18 protein-coding genes are annotated in these 18,407 nt (G+C 68.9%); 5 read left to right on the top strand and 13 right to left on the bottom strand.

What is annotated here, in order from left to right:
• Positions 1-693: 693 nt before the first annotated feature.
• From M8009_RS13405 to dksA, 5 genes are all read right to left on the bottom strand, one after another.
• Positions 694-2,082, bottom strand: coding sequence for a sigma-54-dependent transcriptional regulator (locus tag M8009_RS13405; RefSeq protein WP_250061992.1), 1,389 nt, complete (start codon positions 2,080-2,082; stop codon positions 694-696).
• Positions 2,060-5,020, bottom strand: a complete 2,961-nt coding sequence (locus tag M8009_RS13400; RefSeq protein ID WP_250061990.1) for an ATP-binding protein — start codon at positions 5,018-5,020, stop codon at positions 2,060-2,062. The genes M8009_RS13405 and M8009_RS13400 overlap by 23 nt, the downstream gene beginning before the upstream one ends.
• Positions 5,010-5,186: a hypothetical protein gene (locus M8009_RS13395; protein ID WP_250061982.1), complete on the bottom strand. Its 177-nt coding sequence runs from the start codon at positions 5,184-5,186 to the stop codon at positions 5,010-5,012. Before M8009_RS13395 ends, M8009_RS13400 begins: the two co-directional genes overlap by 11 nt.
• 12 nt (positions 5,187-5,198) lie before the next feature.
• Positions 5,199-6,092: a tRNA glutamyl-Q(34) synthetase GluQRS gene (gene gluQRS / locus M8009_RS13390; RefSeq protein WP_250061980.1), complete on the bottom strand. Its 894-nt coding sequence runs from the start codon at positions 6,090-6,092 to the stop codon at positions 5,199-5,201.
• Positions 6,093-6,182: 90 nt separating this feature from the next.
• A complete protein-coding gene (dksA, locus tag M8009_RS13385) occupies positions 6,183-6,620 on the bottom strand; it encodes an RNA polymerase-binding protein DksA (protein WP_106232261.1) in 438 nt (145 codons plus the stop codon).
• 219 nt (positions 6,621-6,839) lie between these two features.
• Here dksA and M8009_RS13380 point away from each other — a divergent pair, with 219 nt between their 5' ends.
• Both M8009_RS13380 and sfsA read left to right on the top strand, forming a co-directional pair.
• Positions 6,840-8,000: a pyridoxal phosphate-dependent aminotransferase gene (locus tag M8009_RS13380; protein WP_250061978.1), complete on the top strand. Its 1,161-nt coding sequence runs from the start codon at positions 6,840-6,842 to the stop codon at positions 7,998-8,000.
• On the top strand, positions 8,000-8,758 hold the full coding sequence (gene sfsA, locus M8009_RS13375) for a DNA/RNA nuclease SfsA (RefSeq protein WP_250061976.1): 759 nt from the start codon (positions 8,000-8,002) through the stop codon (positions 8,756-8,758). Before M8009_RS13380 ends, sfsA begins: the two co-directional genes overlap by 1 nt.
• Positions 8,759-8,776: 18 nt before the next feature.
• Here sfsA and M8009_RS13370 read toward each other — a convergent pair whose 3' ends face one another.
• From M8009_RS13370 to M8009_RS13345, 6 genes are all read right to left on the bottom strand, one after another.
• Positions 8,777-9,229: a DUF4426 domain-containing protein gene (locus tag M8009_RS13370; RefSeq protein WP_250061974.1), complete on the bottom strand. Its 453-nt coding sequence runs from the start codon at positions 9,227-9,229 to the stop codon at positions 8,777-8,779.
• Between the two features lie 47 nt (positions 9,230-9,276).
• Positions 9,277-9,876 carry a methionine biosynthesis protein MetW gene (gene metW / locus M8009_RS13365; RefSeq protein WP_250062628.1) on the bottom strand — a complete coding sequence of 200 codons (600 nt, stop codon included), beginning with the start codon at positions 9,874-9,876 and terminating at the stop codon, positions 9,277-9,279.
• Complete coding sequence (gene metX / locus M8009_RS13360; RefSeq protein ID WP_250061973.1) at positions 9,876-11,033, bottom strand: homoserine O-succinyltransferase MetX; 1,158 nt, start codon at positions 11,031-11,033, stop codon at positions 9,876-9,878. Before metX ends, metW begins: the two co-directional genes overlap by 1 nt.
• A gap of 37 nt (positions 11,034-11,070) precedes the next feature.
• Entirely contained in the window at positions 11,071-11,664 is a 594-nt protein-coding gene (locus M8009_RS13355) for a YggT family protein (protein ID WP_250061971.1), read from the bottom strand.
• A gap of 63 nt (positions 11,665-11,727) precedes the next feature.
• Positions 11,728-12,552, bottom strand: a complete 825-nt coding sequence (gene proC / locus M8009_RS13350) for a pyrroline-5-carboxylate reductase (RefSeq protein ID WP_250061969.1) — start codon at positions 12,550-12,552, stop codon at positions 11,728-11,730.
• Positions 12,553-12,614: 62 nt separating this feature from the next.
• Positions 12,615-13,322: a YggS family pyridoxal phosphate-dependent enzyme gene (locus M8009_RS13345; protein ID WP_250061959.1), complete on the bottom strand. Its 708-nt coding sequence runs from the start codon at positions 13,320-13,322 to the stop codon at positions 12,615-12,617.
• 63 nt (positions 13,323-13,385) lie between these two features.
• Between M8009_RS13345 and M8009_RS13340 the strand changes: the two genes are divergently transcribed.
• Positions 13,386-14,420: a type IV pilus twitching motility protein PilT gene (locus M8009_RS13340; RefSeq protein WP_250061957.1), complete on the top strand. Its 1,035-nt coding sequence runs from the start codon at positions 13,386-13,388 to the stop codon at positions 14,418-14,420.
• Between the two features lie 30 nt (positions 14,421-14,450).
• Positions 14,451-15,593 (top strand): PilT/PilU family type 4a pilus ATPase, encoded by a 1,143-nt coding sequence (locus M8009_RS13335; RefSeq protein ID WP_250061954.1) that lies wholly within the window; start codon positions 14,451-14,453, stop codon positions 15,591-15,593.
• Here M8009_RS13335 and M8009_RS13330 read toward each other — a convergent pair.
• Positions 15,590-16,720 (bottom strand): anhydro-N-acetylmuramic acid kinase, encoded by a 1,131-nt coding sequence (locus tag M8009_RS13330; protein WP_250061953.1) that lies wholly within the window; start codon positions 16,718-16,720, stop codon positions 15,590-15,592. The two genes, M8009_RS13335 and M8009_RS13330, sit on opposite strands and share 4 nt — an antisense overlap.
• A gap of 113 nt (positions 16,721-16,833) precedes the next feature.
• Here M8009_RS13330 and tyrS point away from each other — a divergent pair, with 113 nt between their 5' ends.
• Entirely contained in the window at positions 16,834-18,033 is a 1,200-nt protein-coding gene (gene tyrS, locus M8009_RS13325; RefSeq protein ID WP_250061951.1) for a tyrosine--tRNA ligase, read from the top strand.
• A 138-nt stretch (positions 18,034-18,171) separates the two neighbouring features.
• On the opposite strand, the gene M8009_RS13320 is transcribed toward tyrS, so the two are convergent.
• Positions 18,172-18,407, bottom strand: a 236-nt coding sequence (locus M8009_RS13320; protein ID WP_250061949.1) for a hypothetical protein, incomplete at its 5' end; no start/stop codon positions are given.

Here is an 18,407-nt window from a genome sequence, read left to right as displayed (position 1 = left end):
CCTGCTGCTGATTCTTCTTCGTGATGGCGCATCGCCCTGAATACGCACCACAGTCACCAAGGAGTGTTCAGGCAAGCGGTGTTGTTGTGTTTGTTGATGCTCCTGACGGCGACCGTCTCGTATTCAAAACAATAGTCCAACCACGACGGCATGGAAGCATGCCTCCTCCCGGCTTGTTGATGTTGTTGCCGAGAGTGCACCTCGACGGCCATTGTCATTGTTGGTCGGCCGTACCCGGGTGCGTCGCGTCCTGATGGCTCCGGTGCTTCGAGCAACTTGTTGTTGTTGGGGCCCGAAGGCCTCGCGCCGTGCCGATGCTGTTCTTGTTGTCGGCAAGCGCCGAAGTCGTAGGGGCCCGGGGTCTTGTTGTTGTTCGCGGGTCGGGCCCTGTCACGCCTGGCTGTCCTGTTGTTGTTGTTGGCAGCGGGTGACATCCGGATTTGTTTTTCTTGCCCTGGATATAGCAGGCAGCGTGCCAATGATAAAAAATTATTTATAAAACAGATATTTGCGTACAGGAAGAAAAGTTCGCGTCCCGGCATGAGGGTGGAGTGTTACCCGATCGGCCCCGTTGCGGGGCAATGGCTGTGTGGGAAGGTAACAAATGGTGCAGGCGGAGTGGCGGGAGGGGGGCAAGGCAGGACGGTGGACGATGCCGCGGGTACTTGCACCATGGTCGCATGGCTAGATGCCTCAGCCCGTGCTGCGGCGCGGGCTCTTCTTGCGGGGGATGCCCAGGCGCTGGCGGCGCTCCCACAGGCACTTGCGACTGATGCCGAGCTTCTGGGCGAGTTCGGTCTCGCTCATCTGGTCCTGGTGCTCCAGCACGAAGTGCTGGAAGTAATCCTCCAGGGAGAGGTCCTCCTCGTCGCCGGTCTCCTGCTCCTCCTGGCCGTCGCGGACAGGTGCAGGAGCCGGTGACCGGCCCGGCGGCTGGAGCGTCGGCGCGAGTCCCAGGTCGTCGGGATGGATGAGGTGGCCCTCGGCGAGGATCACGCCGCGCTCCAGGGCATTCTCCAGCTCGCGCACGTTGCCCGGCCAGGGGTAGTCGCGGATGGTGCGCCGCGCGGCCCGCGAGAGTCGCAGCCTGTCGCGCTCGTGGCGCTGGCAGGCCTTCCCCAGCAGGACATCGGCGATCTCGAGGATATCGTCCTCGCGCTCGCGCAGCGCCGGCAGGTCGATCTGCATCACGTTGAGGCGGTAGTAGAGGTCGAGGCGGAACTCGCCGGTCTTCGACAGGCTCTGCAGGTCGCGGTGGGTGGCGGCGATCAGGCGCACGTCGACATGGCGGGTCTCCACCGAGCCGATCTTGCGGATCTCGCCCTCCTGTAGCACCCGCAGCAGACGCGCCTGGGCGTCGAGCGGCAGTTCGCCGATCTCGTCTAGGAACAGGGTGCCGCCATCGGCCGCCTCGACCAGGCCGGTACGCGCGGCACTGGCCCCCGTGAAGGCACCCTTCTCGTGGCCGAACAGCTCCGACTCGATCAGCGTCTCGGGGATGGCCGCGCAGTTGACGCAGATCAGCGGCGCCTGGGCACGGCGGCTCTGCTGGTGCAGGGCGCGGGCGACCAGCTCCTTGCCGGTGCCCGACTCGCCCTGGATCAACACGGTGACGTCGGCCGGTGCCGCCTTGCGGATGCGGGTGTAGACCACCTGCATGGCCGGGCAGTTGCCGATCATCGGCTGGCGGCTGCCGCCGGGCTCGGTGATGTCGGGCGGCTCGCCCTGCTGCGCGGCCTGCCGGTGGAGGACCCGTGCCACGGTCTCGAGCAGCTCGTCGTGGTCGAAGGGCTTGGCCACGTAGTCCACGGCCCCGAGCTTCAGCGCCTCCACCGCGGAGCGCATGCTGGCATAGCTGGTCATGATCAGCACCGGCACGGGGGCGGCGCGGGCGATCAGCTCGGTGCCGGGCTCGCCGGGCAGGCGCAGGTCGCTGATCACCAGGTCGAAGCCCCGGGGCTCGAGTGTGAGGGCCTCGGCCACCGAGCCGGCCTCGCTGACCCGGTGGTCGTGGCGCTCCAGCAGCCGTTTCAAGGCGCTGCGGATGATGGCTTCGTCTTCAACGATCAGGATCCGGCTCATCGGTGCGTTCCCCATGCTCTGGGTTGAGGGGCAGCCACAGGTGGATGCGGGTGCCCTTGGCCTGCCCGGGGGGCGGGGAGTCGATATCGATCTGGCCGCCGTGCTCGGCAATGATGCTGTAGACCAGCGGCAGGCCGAGTCCCGTGCCTTCGCCGGGGGGCTTGGTGGTGGTGAAGGGTTCGAACAGGTGGTCGCGCACCCGCTCGTCGATGCCGTGGCCCTGGTCGGTGACGGTGACGTGGAGCCACTCCCCCTCGGGGACGGCATCGATGATCACCTCGCCGCCCGGGGTGCTGGCGTCGCGGGCATTGCCGAGCAGGTTGACCATCACCTGCAACAGCCGCTGGGCATCGCCCTTGACCTCGAGGCCCGCCGGGCAGCGATTGTGGTAACGGATATCCTCCCCCGAGCGGGCCAGGTGGATCAAGTGCAGGGCCTCGTCGGCCAGCGGGGCCAGCGACACCGGGGCGAAGGGCCGGCCTGTCACGTGGCGGCCGCCGTGGGCGAAGCCCACCAGCGACTCGACGATGCGCGAGATGCGGTCGGTGAGCTGCTGGATCTGGGTGGCGGTCTCCAGCACCTCCGGGTCGTCGGCGTCGTAGCGCAGGTTCTGGGCCAGCGAGGAGATCCCGGTGACCGGATTGCCGATCTCGTGGGCCACCCCCGCCGCCAGCTGGCCGATGGAGGCCAGCCGTGCGGCATGCACCAGCTCGTCCTCCAGCCACTTCATCTCGCTGTGGTCCTCCACCAGGATCACGGTGCCGCCGCGCATCTCCTCGTCGGCCTCGAGCTCGGCCTTGTGCAGGCTCAGGTAGCGGGTGGTGCCGGAAAGCGTCACCGGCTGCTTGTAGAGGTGGTCGTGATGCTCGAGGAGCACGCGACCCAGCAGGTCCCCCCAGGGCGGCGGCAAGCCATCGCGGCGCGAGCCGACCACGCTGCTGCCATCGATCCCGGAGAGCTCGGCGAGGGCGTCGTTCCACATCAGCAGCTCGTCGTCGACGCCGAAGGCACACAGGCCTACCGGCAGCCGGGTAAGGATGCGGCGGTGGTAGCGGCGCAAGCCGTCGAGCTCCCGGGCCAGGCCCGTCAGCCGGGTGCGATAGGCCTCCAGGCGGCTCTCGACGAAGTGGACATCGTCATTGGGCTCCAGGCCGCCGCGGCGATAGGGCAGGTGGCGGTCGACGATGTCCTGGGCCACCGAGGGGCCCATCAGCCCCGAGAGGTTGGCCTGGATGCGGTCGCGCAGCCGGCGCAGCGCATAGGGGCGGCCATCCAGCGGCGACAGGCCCAGGTCGGTCAGGGCCCGGTCGACCTCGCGTCCGGCGACCTCCTCGCCCAGGGCGCGGGCCAGGTGATGCTTGAACTCCTCGCCATTGCCTGCCACCAGTGGCAGGCGCTTGGGACGGATCACCGCATCCACCGAGCAGGCTTCGGCGGCGGCCCGCTCGCCGGCGGAGGTGGGCGTGACCAGCGAGACCAGGATCAGGGTCAGGATGTTGGCCGCCAGCGAGACCAGGGTCACCACGTACCAGACCGGCTCGCCGGTCAGTGCCTCGAGGCCCGGCGGCAGCAGCACCAGGGCCGGAACGTCGCTCAGCAGGGGCACCCAGGTGCCGGCCAGCCACACCAGCACGCCCGCCGTCAGTCCGCTGACCATGCCCTTGCGGTTGGCGCCCGGCCAGTAGAGCAGCGCCAGCATGCCCGGCAGGCACTGGGCCATGCCGATAAAAGCGGCCAGCCCCAGGGTGGTGAGGTCGTGGTTCACCCCCACCAGGCGATAGAACAGCCAGCCGCCGAGGATCACCGCCACGATCAGGGCGCGGCGCAGCCAGCGCAGCCAGCGGTAGAGGTCGGGCTGGTCCACCGGGGGATGGGCGACCAGCACCAGGTGGTTGAGGATCATGCCTGACAGCGCCAGGGAAATGATGATCATGGTGCCGCTGGTGGCCGCCAGGCCGGCGATGAACACCAGGCCCTGGAGCCACAGCGACTCGGAGAGCCCATAGGCCAGGTAGGCGGTGCCGAGCCCACCGGCATCGACCCCCAGGCGCTGGGCGGCCCAGAGGATCAGCGGCACCGGCAGCGCCATCAGCAGCAGGAACAGCGGCAGCGTCCAGGCGGCCTGCAGCAGGGTGCGCCGCGAGAGGGTCTCGGCGAAGGTGATGTGGAACATGTGCGGCATCAGGAAGGCCGCGGCGAAGAACAGCAGCAGCAGGGTGCGCCACTGGGCCGGGTCGAGGTGGGCGACGCGCGCCTGGGCCGCGCCTCCCGGGCCGTCCAGCCAGGCCTGGAGGTCTGCGGGGCCATCGAAGACCACGAACAGCGCGAAGGCCCCCAGGGCCAGCATGGCGGTGAGCTTGACCAGCGACTCCAGGGCGATCACCGCGAGCAGGGTGTCGTGGCGGGCGTGGAGCCGGGTGTGGCGGGCGCCGAAGAGGATCGCGAACAGCGCGATCAGTGCGCTGAACAACAGGGCCAGCAGGGCCGGCGAAGCGGTGCCGGTCATCAGGTGGATGGTGTCGCCCAGGGTCTGCACCTGCAGGGCCAGCAGCGGCAGCACGGCCAGCAGGCTGACCAGGGTGATCAGGGTGCCCACCCAGCGCGAGCGAAAGCGGAAGGCGAAGAGGTCGGCAAGCGAGGCCAGCTGATAGGTCCGGGTCATGCGCTGGATCGGCACCAGCAGCACCGGGGCGAGCAGGAAGGCGCCCGCCACCCCCAGGTAGTAGGCGAGGTAGCCATAGCCGGCACTGCCGGCCAGCTCCAGGCTGCCGTAGATCGCCCAGGCGCTGGCGTAGACCCCCAGCGCCAGGGTGTAGACCGCCGGATGGCGGGCGATGCGCGTGGGGATCCAGTGCCGCTCCACCGCCAGGGCGCCGAGGAACAGCAGCAGCAGGTAGCCGCTGCCCAGCGCCAGCAGGCCGCCGAGGCTAGCGTTCATCGAGCCTCCGCTTCTGTTCCAGCCACAGGGTCAGGGCGATCAGCACCCCCCAGATGACGAAGGGGCGATACCAGGCCACCTCGGGGCTGGCCCAGCCACTCATCAGCAGCGGCGAGAGCAGGTAGCCGCCGAAGACCAGGAACAGCATGATGCGATAGACGTACATGGCGGGCTCCTCTCAGGGCGTGACGCTGCCGGCCTGGCGGTGGGCCTCGGCGCGCAGCCGGGCGATCTCCCAGTGGGCGACGGCCCAGTGAAGCTGCTCCTCCACCGCTGCCGTGGCCAGTTCCCGGGGCGGGGCCTGGTCCAGCGCCGCCAGGGCCGCATGCAGCAGCGGGCGCACGGCGTCGTCCTGCTCCGGCAGGGCCGGCGCCAGGTTCTGCTTGGAGAGCTTCTGGCCGTCCTCGCCTATTATCAACGGCAGGTGCAGGTAGCGCGGTTCGGGATAGCCCAGGGCGTGCTGCAGCTGGCGCTGCCAGGGGGTATTGTCGAGCAGGTCGAAGCCGCGCACCACGTCAGTGGTGACCTGGTCGGCGTCATCGACCACCACGGCGAGCTGGTAGGCCCAGAGGCCATCCTTGCGCCGGAGCACCACGTCGCCGAGCGCGGCCGGGTCGAAGCGCTGCTCGCCGAACAGGCGATCCTCCCAGACCACCGGGCGCAGGCCCAGGTCGCTGCGCAGCCGCCAGGCCACCGGCTTGCCGGGCTCGCGCACCCCGTCGCGGCACCAGCCGGGGTAGATCGGGTAGTCGCGCCACTGCTTGCGCGAGCAGCTGCAGGGGTAGGCGAGCCCCAGGCCCCTGAGTCGCTCCAGCGCGGCGGCATAGGCGTCGTGGCGGTCATGCTGCCAGGTGACCGGGCCATCCCAGTGCAGGCCGAAGGCCTCGAGCTGGCGCAGGATGGTGTCGGCGGCCCCGGCGGGGCAGCGCGGCGGGTCGACATCCTCGATGCGCAGCCGCCACTCGCCGCCCGCGCGCCGGGCATCCAGGAAGCTGGCCAGGGCCGCCACCAGGGAGCCGAAGTGCAAGGGCCCCGAGGGGGTCGGCGCGAAGCGTCCGCGGTAGGCGCTCACCGGCTCCCCCTCTCGCAGAAGGCCGACATGCAAACGGGCACCCTGGGGTGCCCGTCGCGGGGTGGGATTGCGGTGATCGGCATGGCCGCCTCAGCCGCCCAGCTGCTTTTCCTTGAGCTCGGCCAGCGTCTTGCAGTCCACGCACAGGGTGGCGGTGGGCCGTGCCTCGAGCCGGCGGATACCGATCTCGACGCCGCAGGCCTCGCAGAAGCCGTAGTCGTCCTCGTCGATCTTCTCGAGGGTCTCGTTGATCTTCTTGAGCAGCTTGCGCTCGCGGTCGCGGGTGCGCAGTTCCAGGTTGAAGCCCTCTTCCTGGGTGGCGCGATCGGCCGGGTCGGCGTAGTTGTTCGCCTCCTCCTGCAGGTGACGTACGGTGCGGTCGACCTCTTCCATGAGCTCCTGTTTCCAGCCCAGCAGGATCTGTCGGAAGTGCTCCAGCTGCTTATCGTTCATGTACTCTTCACCCGGCGCCGGCTCGTACGGGGTGAATTTCTTGGGAGCATCCATCTTCTTTTCTGCTACTGGCATGGGACTGCCTCGTTACTTGAGTGACTACTGATCAATACCCGCCGTGATGCATGGTATCTCACGCCAAAGGGGTGCTTGTTTAGCGTAAATAGCGCAGCCGTGCAACCTCTTCTGCCGCCGGGACTGCGTCGACACGCCAAAAGTCGTAACATGCCGGTTTTGACCCCCGGCCGCGGGAAAGATGCCCGTCGTGCCGCGACGTGTCGAGAGGAGCCGTGCATGTCCTGGAGTTCGCGCGTCGAGCGCATCGCCCCCTTCCGCGTGATGAGCCTGCTGGAGACGGCCCAGGCCCGCGAGGCCGACGGGCACGATGTCATCCACCTGGAGGTCGGCGAGCCCGATTTCCCGACCCCCGAACCGGTGATCGAGGCCGGTCGTGCCGCGCTGTCCGCGGGCCACACCCGCTACACGCCGGCGGCGGGGCTGCCGACGCTGCGCGAGGCGATCGCCGGCCACTATGCCGAGCACTTCGGTGCCGCGGTCGACCCGAGGCGCGTCCTGGTCACGCCGGGCGCCTCCGGGGCGCTGCTGCTGGCCAGCCAGCTGCTGGCCGGCCCGGGTGACCGGGTGCTGATGGCCGATCCCAACTACCCCTGCAACCGCCACTTCATGGCCCTGGCAGGCGCCGAGGTGGACGCCGTGCCGGTGGGCCCGGCCAGCGGCTGGCAGCTCGATGCCGGGCTCGTCGAGGCCCACTGGCGCAGCGATACCCGCCTGGCGATGCTCGCCACGCCCTCGAACCCCACCGGCCACATGCTCGATCGTGCTCGACTGACGGCGGTCACGGAGAGCGTGGCGGCGCGTGGCGGCCACCTGCTGGTGGACGAGATCTACCAGGGGCTCTGCTTTGATCTCGAACCGCTCTCGGTGGCCTCGCTCACCGCGGATGCCTTCGTGGTCAACAGCTTCTCCAAGTACTTCGGCATGACCGGCTGGCGCCTGGGCTGGCTGCTGGCGCCCGAGGCGGCGGTGGAGCCCCTCTCCCGGCTGGCCCAGAACGTCTTCCTGGCCGCCTCCACCCCGGCCCAGCACGCGGCCCTGGCCGCCTTCACGCCCGCCTGCCGCGGCATCCTCGAGGCTCGGCGCAGCGAACTCGGGCGCCGCCGCGATGCCCTGCTGGCGGGGCTCTCCCGTCTGGGGCTGGCGCCGCCGCTGCCGCCCCAGGGGGCCTTCTACCTGTGGCTGGATATCTCGCGCTACAGCGACGACAGCGAGGCCTTCTGCCGGGCGCTGCTCGAGGAGGAGAACGTCGCCATCACTCCGGGCACCGACTTCGCCCTGCTCGGCGGTGAGCACCATGTGCGTATCGCCTTCACCACCGGCGAGGCGCGGCTGGAGGAGGCGGTGAGCCGCCTCGAGCGCTTCCTGGCGCGCAGCTGATGGAGTATCCGGCCCTGGTGCCCGGCATCCTGCTGCGTCGCTACAAGCGCTTCCTGGCCGACGTGCGCCTCGATGACGGCCGCGAGGTGGTGGCCCACTGCCCCAATACCGGCTCGATGCGGGCGGTGAACGTGCCGGGCTGCCGGGTCTGGTTGTCGTCCAGCGACAACCCGGCCCGCAAGCTGGCCTGGACCTGGGAGCTGATCGAACTGCCGCAACCCGACGGCACCACGGCGGCGGCCTCGGTGCATACCGGACGGGCCAACCGCATCGTTGAGGAGGCGCTGCGCGGCGGCTGGGTCGAGGAGTTGGCCGGCCAGGCGACGATCCGGCGCGAGGCCGCGGTGGCGGGGGCGAGGCTCGACTTCCGCCTCGATGACGACGAGCGCGGCAGCACCTTCGTCGAGGTCAAGCAGGTGACGCTGAAGGAGGCCGATGGCCACGGCTACTTCCCCGACGCTGTGAGCGCGCGGGGCCGCAAGCATCTTGAGGCGCTGGCCGCCCTCGCGGCACAGGGGCACCGCGCCGTGCTGCTCTTCTGCGTGGCTCACGAGGGCATCGGGGACGTGGCCCCCGCGGCCCACCTGGACCCGGCCTATGCCGATACCCTGCGCGAGGTGGCGGGTCGTGGCGTGGAGGTGCTGGCGCGGCGCTGCGAGGTGATCCGCGAGGCCGGCGTGCCGGTGGCGATCCGCCTGGGCCGCCGGTTGCCGGTCTCGCTCTTCCGCGAGCTGGGCCCGGCTGTGGTCGTCGACTGAGCCGGATGGTTCGCCGGTTCAGCGATCGATATAGAAGCGCTGGATGAAGCTGACCTCGGCGGGTTCGGCATTGCGGTCGTAGCGCACGCGCAGGTCGAAGCGCATCGGCTCGTCCTCGTGGATACGAAACACCGCCACCTGGGAGGGCGTGTCGCCGATGCGCAGGGGGCGGAACGCCAGCGACGTGGCATCCCCCCCGTCGAGCCCGCCGATGCGCCCGTCGACCGAGGCCGTGATCGGACGGGTCGAGCCATCCTCGAGCTCCTCCATCACGCTGACGTTGAGCAGCGCCATGACCTGGCTGCGCTGGATGCCATGTTCCCGGGCCACCTCCTCCGGCAGGAAGCTGGTGTTCACGGCGCTGTAGTGGATCTGGTAGTCCCCCACCTGTTCGAACTGCTGGGCCTGGGCCGGCAGGGTCAGCAGCAGCGCCAGGCCCATGGCCAGGGCCGCCAGGCTGTGTCGGATCATCGTCGGTTCTCCCTCCTTCGGGGTCTCGCGCCTGTGCCTCCCCGGCGTCACGCCCTGCGGCGGGCGACCCGGAAGATGGCGATCTCGCCGAACAGGTTGGGCCACCACCGCGAGGTCCAGTGTCCCTCGTGGTCACCGATGCCCACCGCCCGGTCGACAATGCTCAGACCCTTGTCGCGGCACAGGCGTTCAAAGTCGTTGAAGGTCGAGAGGTGGATGTTGGGGGTGTCGTACCAGGCATGGGGCAGCGACCGGGACACCGGCATGTAGCCCTTGAAGCCCAGGTAGGCGCGGTGGCGCCAGTAGGCGAAGTTGGGGAAGGTGATGATGCACTCGCCGGCGACGCGCAGCATCTCGTCGAGCATCAGGTCCGGGCGGCGCAGGGCCTGGAGGGCCTGGGTCATGACCACCAGGTCGCAGGCGTCGTCCTCGAAGTTGGCCAGCCCCTCGTCGAGGTTCTGCTCGATGACGTTGACCCCCTTGGCTAGGCAGGCGGTGATGCCGGCGGGGTCGATCTCCAGGCCATAGCCCGTGACCTGCTTGTCGCGCGCCAGCGCCGCCAGCAGCGTGCCCTCGCCGCAGCCCAGGTCGAGCACCCTCGCGCCCCGCGGGACCCAGTCGTGAATCAGCTTGAGGTCGGCACGCATCATGGGCGCTCCTCCAGGCCCTGGTCGCGGGCGACGCGGTTCATGAAGGCGGCGAACACCGCCTGGTAACGCGGCTCGGGCATCAGGAAGGCGTCGTGGCCGTGCGGTGAGTCGATGTTGGCGTAGCTGACCGCCTTGTCGGCGCGGACCAGGGCGTTGACCAGCTCCTTGGAGCGCGACGGCGGGAAGCGCCAGTCGGTGGTGAAGCTGACCACCAGGAAGGGACAGGCGGCCGGGGCCAGGGCCCGGGCCAGGTCGCCGTCGTGGGCCGCGGCCGGATCGAAGTAGTCCAGCGCCTTGGTCATCAGCAGGTAGGTGTTGGCATCGAAGGAGGTGGAGAAGGTGTCGCCCTGGTAGCGCAGGTAGGACTCCACCTGGAACTCCACGTCATAGCCGAAGTTCAGGTCGTTGCTGCGCAGGTCGCGGCCGAACTTGCTGCCCATGGCGTCTTCGGAGAGGTAGGTGATGTGGCCCACCATGCGGGCCAGCTTGAGGCCGCGGCGCGGCGCCGTGTCATGGTCGGCGTACCAGCCCTCAAAGAAGTCGCGGTCGGAGCGGATCGCCTGGCGGGCCACCTCGTTGAAGGCGATGTTCTGGGCCGACAGCTTCGGCGTCGCCGCGATGACCACCGCATTGGCGATGCGCTCGGGGTAGGCGAGGGTCCACTGCAGGACCTGCATGCCCCCGAGGCTGCCGCCGATCACCGCGGCGAAGCGCTCGATGCCCAGCCGGTCGGCCAGCCGCGCCTGGCTGTTGACCCAGTCTTCCACGGTCATGATCGGGAAGTCGGGTCCCCACTGCTGCCCTGTCGCCGGGTTCTCGCTGGTGGGGCCGGTGCTGCCGTGGCAGCCGCCGAGGTTGTTCAGCGAGACCACGAAGAAGCGCTCGGTGTCGATCGACTTGCCAGGGCCGATGTGCGCATCCCACCAGCCCGGCTTGCGCTCGTCCGACGCGTGGTAGCCGGCCGCATGGTGGTGGCCGGAGAGGGCATGGCAGATCAGGATGGCATTGGAGCGCTCGGCGTTGAGGGTGCCGTAGGTCTCGTACACCAGGTCATAGGCCGGCAGCGTCCTGCCGCAGGCCAGGGCCAGGGGGTCGTCGAAGTGGGCCGTCTCGGGCGTCACCAGGCCGACCGAATCGCGGGGGTACTCGGGCATCAGTCGTGTCGTGTCCAGTCGTGGGTGTCGGCCGGCCTCACAGGCCGACCAGGGCACCGGCGATGCCGGCGGCACGGGTCAGCGAGCCCACCACGATACCATCGATCAGGCTGATGGCGATGAACACCACGATGGGCGAGAGGTCGATCATGCCCAGCGGCGGGATCACCTTGCGCACCGGCGCCATGATCGGCTCCACCAGCTGCATCACCAGCAGGGCGCCAGGGTGGCTGGCCTGGGGGGCCACCCAGCTGAGGATGATCATCACGATCAGGGCGAAGAAGTAGATCTTGAGGATGGCGTTGGCGATGGCGGCCACGGAGCCGATCGCCACGCCGGCGATGGGCGCCATGCCGAAGCCGGCGATCTGCAGGATCACGATGATGGCGACCGCCTTGATGACGAAGGCCGTGGCCAGGGTGGCCAGGTCGAAGCGCCCCATTACCGGACCCAGGAAGCTCTGGAAGGGGCGTACCGCCGGCTGGGTGACCTTCACCACCGACTGGCTGATGGGGTTGTAGTAGTCGGCCCGGGATGCCTGCAGCAGGAAGCGCAGCATCAGCAGGAAGATGTAGATGTTGATCAGGGTGTTCACCAGCAGCAGGCCGGCGCTTCCCAGTTGACTGCCCATCGGGGCTCCTCCATGTCCTTGAAACGTCGTCGTGTCAGCCCGCCTGCGTGGCGGGCTGACGGGTCAGCGCTGGCCGAGCTCGTCGGCCATTTCGCGGGCGCGGTCGGCACAGGCGGTCATCGCCTCGGCCAAGATGCGGCGCAGGCCGGCCTGCTCGAGGTGCTCGATGGCCCGCTCGGTGGTGCCGCCGGGCGACATCACGTTGCGCTTGAGCTCGGCGGGTGGCTTGTCGCTGGAGAGTGCCATCTTTGCCGCGCCCAGGGCGGTCTGCATGGCCAGCCGCCGGGCGGTGTCGGCGGGCAGCCCCAGCGCTGCGCCGGCCTCCTCCATGGCCTCGAACATCAGGAAGAAGTAGGCCGGGGCGCTGCCCGAGACGGCGGTGACCGCATCGAGCAGGGCCTCGTCGTCGACCCACTCCACCAGGCCCACGGCTTCCATCAGTTCGGTGGCGAGCCGCCGCTGGGCGTCGTCGACCCTGGCGTTGGCATAGAGTCCGGCGGCCCCGGCACCGACCAGCGCGGGGGTGTTGGGCATGCAGCGCACCAGCGGCAGGTCGCCGCCCAGCCAGTGTTCCAGGGTCTCGGCGGGCAGGCCGGCGGCCACCGAGACGATCAGCGGCCGGCGCGCCTGGACGGCATCGCGCATCTTCTCGCAGACCTCGCGCATGATCTGCGGCTTGACCGCCAGCACCACCACGTCGGATTCGGCGACGGCCGCGGCGTTGTCGGTTGCGGTCTGGATGCCCAGCCGTTCGCGCAGCGGGGCGAGGATGTCGTCGCTGGGCGAGGTGGCCGTGATGTCGTCGGGCGAGAAGCCGCTCTCGATCATCCCGCCGATGATGGCGCCGGCCATGTTGCCGGCGCCGATGAAGGTGACTCTGCTGGCCATGGGGTCTGTCCTGTGTCGGTCGACGAATGTGGCCGGCGTGGTGCACCGGCGTCGGGTGGTTGTCACTCTCGTGCGGAGCGCTCCCCGAAGATCGCGGTGCCCAGGCGCACCAGGGTGGCGCCCTCCAGCACGGCGGCCTCCAGATCGGCGGACATGCCCATCGAGAGGGTGTCCAGCGGCGCCTCGGGGAAGCGCTCGCGGAGCCCCTCGAGGGCCTCGCGCAGGCGGGCGAAGGGCGCGCGCTGGGCGTCACGCCCTTCGGCCGGCGCGGGGATCGCCATCAGCCCGCGCAGGCGCAGGCGCGGCAGCGCCAGGACCGCCTCGGCCAGGGCGGGCAGTGCCTCGAGCGAGACGCCGGACTTGCTCGCCTCGTCGCTGATGTTGACCTGCAGGCAGATGTCCAGCGGGCCGAGCGCCGCGGGGCGTTGATCGTTCAGTCGCCGGGCGATCTTCTCACGGTCTACGCTATGCACCCAGGCGAAGTGCTCGGCCACCTCGCGGGTCTTGTTGGATTGCAGCGGACCGATGAAATGCCAGACGATGGGGTCCAGGTCCGTCAGCTCGGCCTGCTTGTCCAGGGCTTCCTGGACATAGTTCTCGCCGAACTCGCGCTGCCCCAGGTGCCAGGCCTCGCGGATCATGGCGGCGGGCTTGGTCTTGCTGACGGCCAGCAGCCGGGCGGCATCGGCGGGCCGGCCGGCGGCATTCAGTGCCTCGGCGAGCCGGGTGCGGGCCGCGGCCAGGGACTCGGAAAGTACCAGGTCCGTCATGTCTGAGTGTCTGTCATACTGGTCATACTGAAGGGAACCTTATCCCGGGAGCAGGGGAAACGCATGGATATTACCGAACTGCTGGCATTCTCGGCAAAGCAGAACGCCTCGGACCTCCACCTCTCGGCGGGCCTGCCGCCGATGATCCGCGTCGATGGCGACATCCGCCGGCTCAACGTGCCGGCCATGGAGGACCGAGAGGTCCGCAAGCTGATCTACGACATCATGGCCGACCGCCAGCGCCGCGACTACGAGGAGTTCTTCGAGACCGACTTTTCCTTCGAGGTGCCGGGCGTCTCGCGCTTCCGTGTCAACGTCTTCAACCAGGCCCGCGGGGCCGGGGCGGTGTTCCGTACCATCCCCACCGAGGTGCTGACCCTGGAGGACCTGGGCATGGGCCCGGTCTTCCGCCAGCTCTCCATGCTGCCCCGCGGCCTGGTGCTGGTCACCGGCCCCACCGGCTCGGGCAAGAGCACCACGCTGGCGGCGATGATCGACTACATCAACGACAACCGCTTCGAGCACATCCTCACCATCGAGGACCCGGTGGAATTCGTCCACCGCAGCAAGCGCTGCCTGATCAACCAGCGCGAGGTGCACCGCGATACCCATGGCTTCGCCCCGGCGCTGCGCAGCGCCCTGCGCGAGGACCCCGACATCATCCTGGTCGGCGAGCTGCGCGACCTGGAGACGATCCGCCTGGCGCTGACCGCGGCCGAGACCGGCCACCTGGTGTTCGGCACCCTGCATACCACCTCCGCGGCCAAGACCATCGACCGGATCATCGACGTCTTCCCCGGCGACGAGAAGTCCATGGTGCGCTCGATGCTCTCCGAGTCATTGCAGGCGGTGATCTCACAGGCGCTGCTCAAGCGCCAGGGCGGCGGCCGGGTGGCGGCCCACGAGATCCTGGTGGCCACCGCGGCGGTGCGTAACCTGATCCGAGAGGACAAGGTGGCGCAGATCTACTCGGCGATCCAGACCGGCGGCAACCTGGGCATGCAGACCCTGGACGCCTCGCTGGCGCGACTGGTGGCGGACAACATGGTGGCGCGCGAGGAGGCCCAGGCGAAGGCCAAGGGCGTGCTGGCAAGCTAGGAAGACACAACGACAACAAGGAGCAGGGACATGACGGCGAAAGAGTGGCTCCACCAGCTGCTGGACATCATGGTGCAGAAGGAGGCGTCGGATCTGCTGATCTCGGTGAACGCCCCGCCGACCCTGAAGATGGCCGGCCAGCTCACCCCGCTGGGCGACCAGGGGCTCAGCGTGGCACAGGTCACCGAACTGGTCTGTGCCTCGATCCCCGACACGGTGCTGGAACGCTTCCGCGTCGAGCACGAGGCCAACTTCGCGCTGAGCTTAAAAGGCAAGGGGCGCTTCCGCGTCAGTGCCTTCCAGCAGCGCAACCAGATGGCCATGGTGATCCGGCGCATCGGCTTCGAGATTCCCCACCTGGAGGAGCTGTCGCTGCCTTCCACCTTGGGCGAGCTGGCCAACAACAAGCGTGGCCTGGTGTTCGTGGTCGGGGGAACCGGCACCGGCAAGTCGACCACCCTGGCGTCGATGATCCAGCAACGCAACGAGACCCTCGGCGGCCACATCATCAGCGTCGAGGATCCCATCGAGTACGTGCACCCGCACCGCAAGGCGATCGTCAACCAGCGCGAGGTCGGCATCGACACCGAATCCTTCGAGGTGGCGCTGAAGAACACCCTGCGCCAGGCGCCGGACGTGATCCTGATCGGCGAGGTGCGTACGCGGGAGACCATGGAGCACGCCCTGACCTTCGCCGAGACCGGCCACCTCTGCCTGGCCACCCTGCACGCCAACAATGCCAACCAGGCGCTGGACAGGATCATCAACTTCTTTCCCATCGAGCGACACGCCCAGGTGTGGCTCGACCTCTCGCTCAACCTGCGGGCCATCGTCGCCCAGCAGCTGCTGCCCACGGCGGACGGCGGGCGCTGCCCGGCCATCGAGATCATGCTCAAGTCGCCGCTGATCGGTGACCTGGTGCGCAAGGGCGAGGTCTCCGAGATCAAGAACGTCATGGCCCGCTCGCGGGATCTGGGCATGCAGACCTTCGACCAGGCGCTCTTCGACCTCTTCAAGGCCGGCAAGATCACCGAGGAGGTGGCGCTGGTGCATGCCGATTCGGCCAATGACCTGCGCATGATGATCAAGTACAGCGACGAGAGCAGCGAGGGCGTGGCCGGGGCCAGGGAGGCGGCCAGCCACCTGTCGCTGCGCGGCGAGGACGACTTCTAGGCGGCGTAGAGACCGCCCAGCACCCGGTGGCCGGCGGCGCCGGTCACCGAGGGCAGGTTGCCGGGCAGCCCGGCCAGCCGCCGCCACGCCAGCCAGGCGAAGGCACCGGCCTCCAGCCACGCGGCGGGCCAGCCCCAGTCGTCCCCGGCGAGCAACGGCGTCTCGGGCAGCCGGCGGGCCAGGCGGGCCAGCAGGTCCGGGTTGTGGGCGCCGCCGCCGCAGGGCACCAGCAGCGCGGCCGGCGGGGCATCGAGGCGCTCCCTGGCCATCCCCACGCCGAGGGCCACGCTGGCTGCGGTCAGCTCGGCGAGGGTGGCCTGGACGTCCTGCGGCGACTCTCCTCCCTGCAGCTGCCCTTGCAGCCAGTCCAGATGAAACAGTTCGCGGCCCGTGCTGCGCGGCGGTGGCCGGTGGAAGAAGGGCTCCGCGAGCAGGCGTTCCAGCAGCGCCTCGTCGACCCGTCCCGAGGCCGCCCAGGTGCCGCCGGCATCGAAGCGCCCCCCGCGATGCCGGGCATGCCAGGCATCCAGCAGGGCATTGGCCGGGCCGGTGTCGAAGCCCAGCGGTGCTCGCTCGTCCTTGGCGGGCGGCAGCAGGGTCAGGTTGGCGAAGCCGCCCAGGTTGAGCACCAGGCGCCATTCGCCGGGCGCCCGGAACAGCGCCTCATGGAAGGCCGGGGCCAGCGGCGCGGCCTGGCCGCCGGCGGCCAGGTCACGCCGCCGGAAGTCGGCCACCACCGGGCGACCGGTGAGTTCGGCCAGCAGGCTCGGGTTGTCAAGCTGCAGTGTATAGGCCGGGCCGCCGTCATGGCCCCCGGGCGCGTGCTCGATGGTCTGGCCATGGCTGCCGATGGCCGAGATGGTCGATCTCTCCACCCCGCTCGCGGCGATCACTGCCTCGACGGCGGCGGCCTGCAGGCGGCAGAAGGCGTCCTCGGCGGCCGCCAGTTCGGCAAAGGCCACCCGGTCGGCATGGCAGAGCCGCCACAGCAGGTCGCGCAGCGTCTCGGGCATCGGCGTCTCATGGGTGGCGACCAGGCGTGGTGTGCCTCCCTCCCGGATCTCGACGAGGGCGGCATCGATGCCGTCGAGGCTGGTGCCTGACATCAGGCCGATGAAGAGGCTCATGGGGACTCCCGGGCGGGCTCAACCGTGGATGGCCGGACATGGTAACATCCTCGACCATTCGACTACCGAGTGCCCGCGGGAACGCGGGCCGCCTGCTGAGTGGAGAGGAGACAATGACCGATGTTGCTGGCGCCCTGGCGCTGCTGAAGCGCGGCACCCATGAGATCCTGCTCGAGGAGGAGCTGGTCAAGAAGTTGGAGTCCGGGCGCAAGTTGCGCATCAAGGCGGGCTTCGATCCCACGGCCCCCGACCTGCACCTCGGCCACAGCGTGCTGCTGACCAAGATGCGCCAGTTCCAGGACCTGGGCCACGAGGTCATCTTCCTGATCGGCGACTTTACCGGCCGCATCGGGGACCCCACCGGCAAGAACGTGACGCGCAAGCCGCTCACCGAGGAGGAGGTCAAGGCCAACGCCCAGACCTACAAGGAGCAGGTGTTCAAGATCCTCGATCCTGACAAGACCGAGGTGCGCTTCAATGCCGAATGGTTCTCCGCCATGAGCGCGGCCGACATGATCGAGCTGGCCGGCCAGAGCACCGTGGCGCGCATGCTCGAGCGCGACGACTTCGACAAGCGCTACAGCGCGGGTCAGCCGATCTCCATCCACGAGTTCCTCTATCCGCTGGTGCAGGGCTACGACTCCGTGGCCCTGGAAGCCGACGTGGAGCTCGGCGGTACCGACCAGAAGTTCAACCTGCTGATGGGGCGCGAGATCCAGAAGCACTTCGGTCAGGCGCCCCAGGTCGTGATCACCATGCCGCTGCTCGAGGGGCTGGACGGCGTGCAGAAGATGTCCAAATCCCTGGGCAATTATGTCGGCGTCGACGAGGCGCCGGGGGCGATGTTCAACAAGCTGGTCTCCATGCCCGACAGCCTGATGTGGCGCTATTTCGAGCTGCTCTCGCTCAAGCCCAACGAGGAACTCGAGGCGCTCAAGCGCGATGTCGAGGCCGGTGCCAACCCGCGAGACATCAAGATGCTCCTCGCCCGCGAGCTGATCGCTCGCTATCACGGCGAGGAGGCGGCGGCCAACGCCCACCGCAGCGCCGGCAACCAGCTGGCCGAGGGAGAGTTGCCCGAGGACCTGCCCGAGGTCGAGGTCGACTTCGAGGGCAGCGCCCAGGCGCCCATCGCCGCGGTGCTGAACCGCTCGGGGCTAACCAACAACAGCGCCCAGGCCAAGGACATGCTCGGTAACGGCCGGGTCAAGGTGGATGGTGACGTGGTCCAGCGCGACCATATGCTGGAGACCGGTCGCAGCTATGTCATCCAGGCGGGCAAGAAGCGCTATGCCCGGGTGACCATCGCCTGACGCCTGTCGGCAAGCCTTCCCGTGACGCCCGCCCTGCGCGGGCGTCTTTGTCTCTGCCCGCGGGGTGTTTCATCCACAGGTGGTGGGCTGCAAGAGGCTGTGGATAGGGGGCGAGGAGGGCGAGCCGTCATGGCATGTTCACGCGCCGATCATCGCCGTGACATTTTTCTTCCCGAGGGTCTTGCGTGGCCCCGGGAGAATCCGTAAAGTACGCTGCCGGCGACGGGCAACGTTGCAGGCGGTGATGAGAGGCAGAAGTGGTTGTTTCAGTTTGGGTTTTTCGAGCAAGTTGACGAAATTCCCGCTTGACGGAAACGCCCGATTCGGTAAAATACCGCCTCTCGATCGGTCGCCATCTCGATGGCCTGTCGATC

The sequence above is a fragment of the Halomonas gemina genome, from assembly GCF_023554995.1.
Lineage (GTDB): Bacteria > Pseudomonadota > Gammaproteobacteria > Pseudomonadales > Halomonadaceae > Halomonas > Halomonas gemina.
The sequence above is the reverse complement of the archived record's forward strand: the minus strand, read 5'-3'. Positions and strand labels throughout refer to the sequence as shown.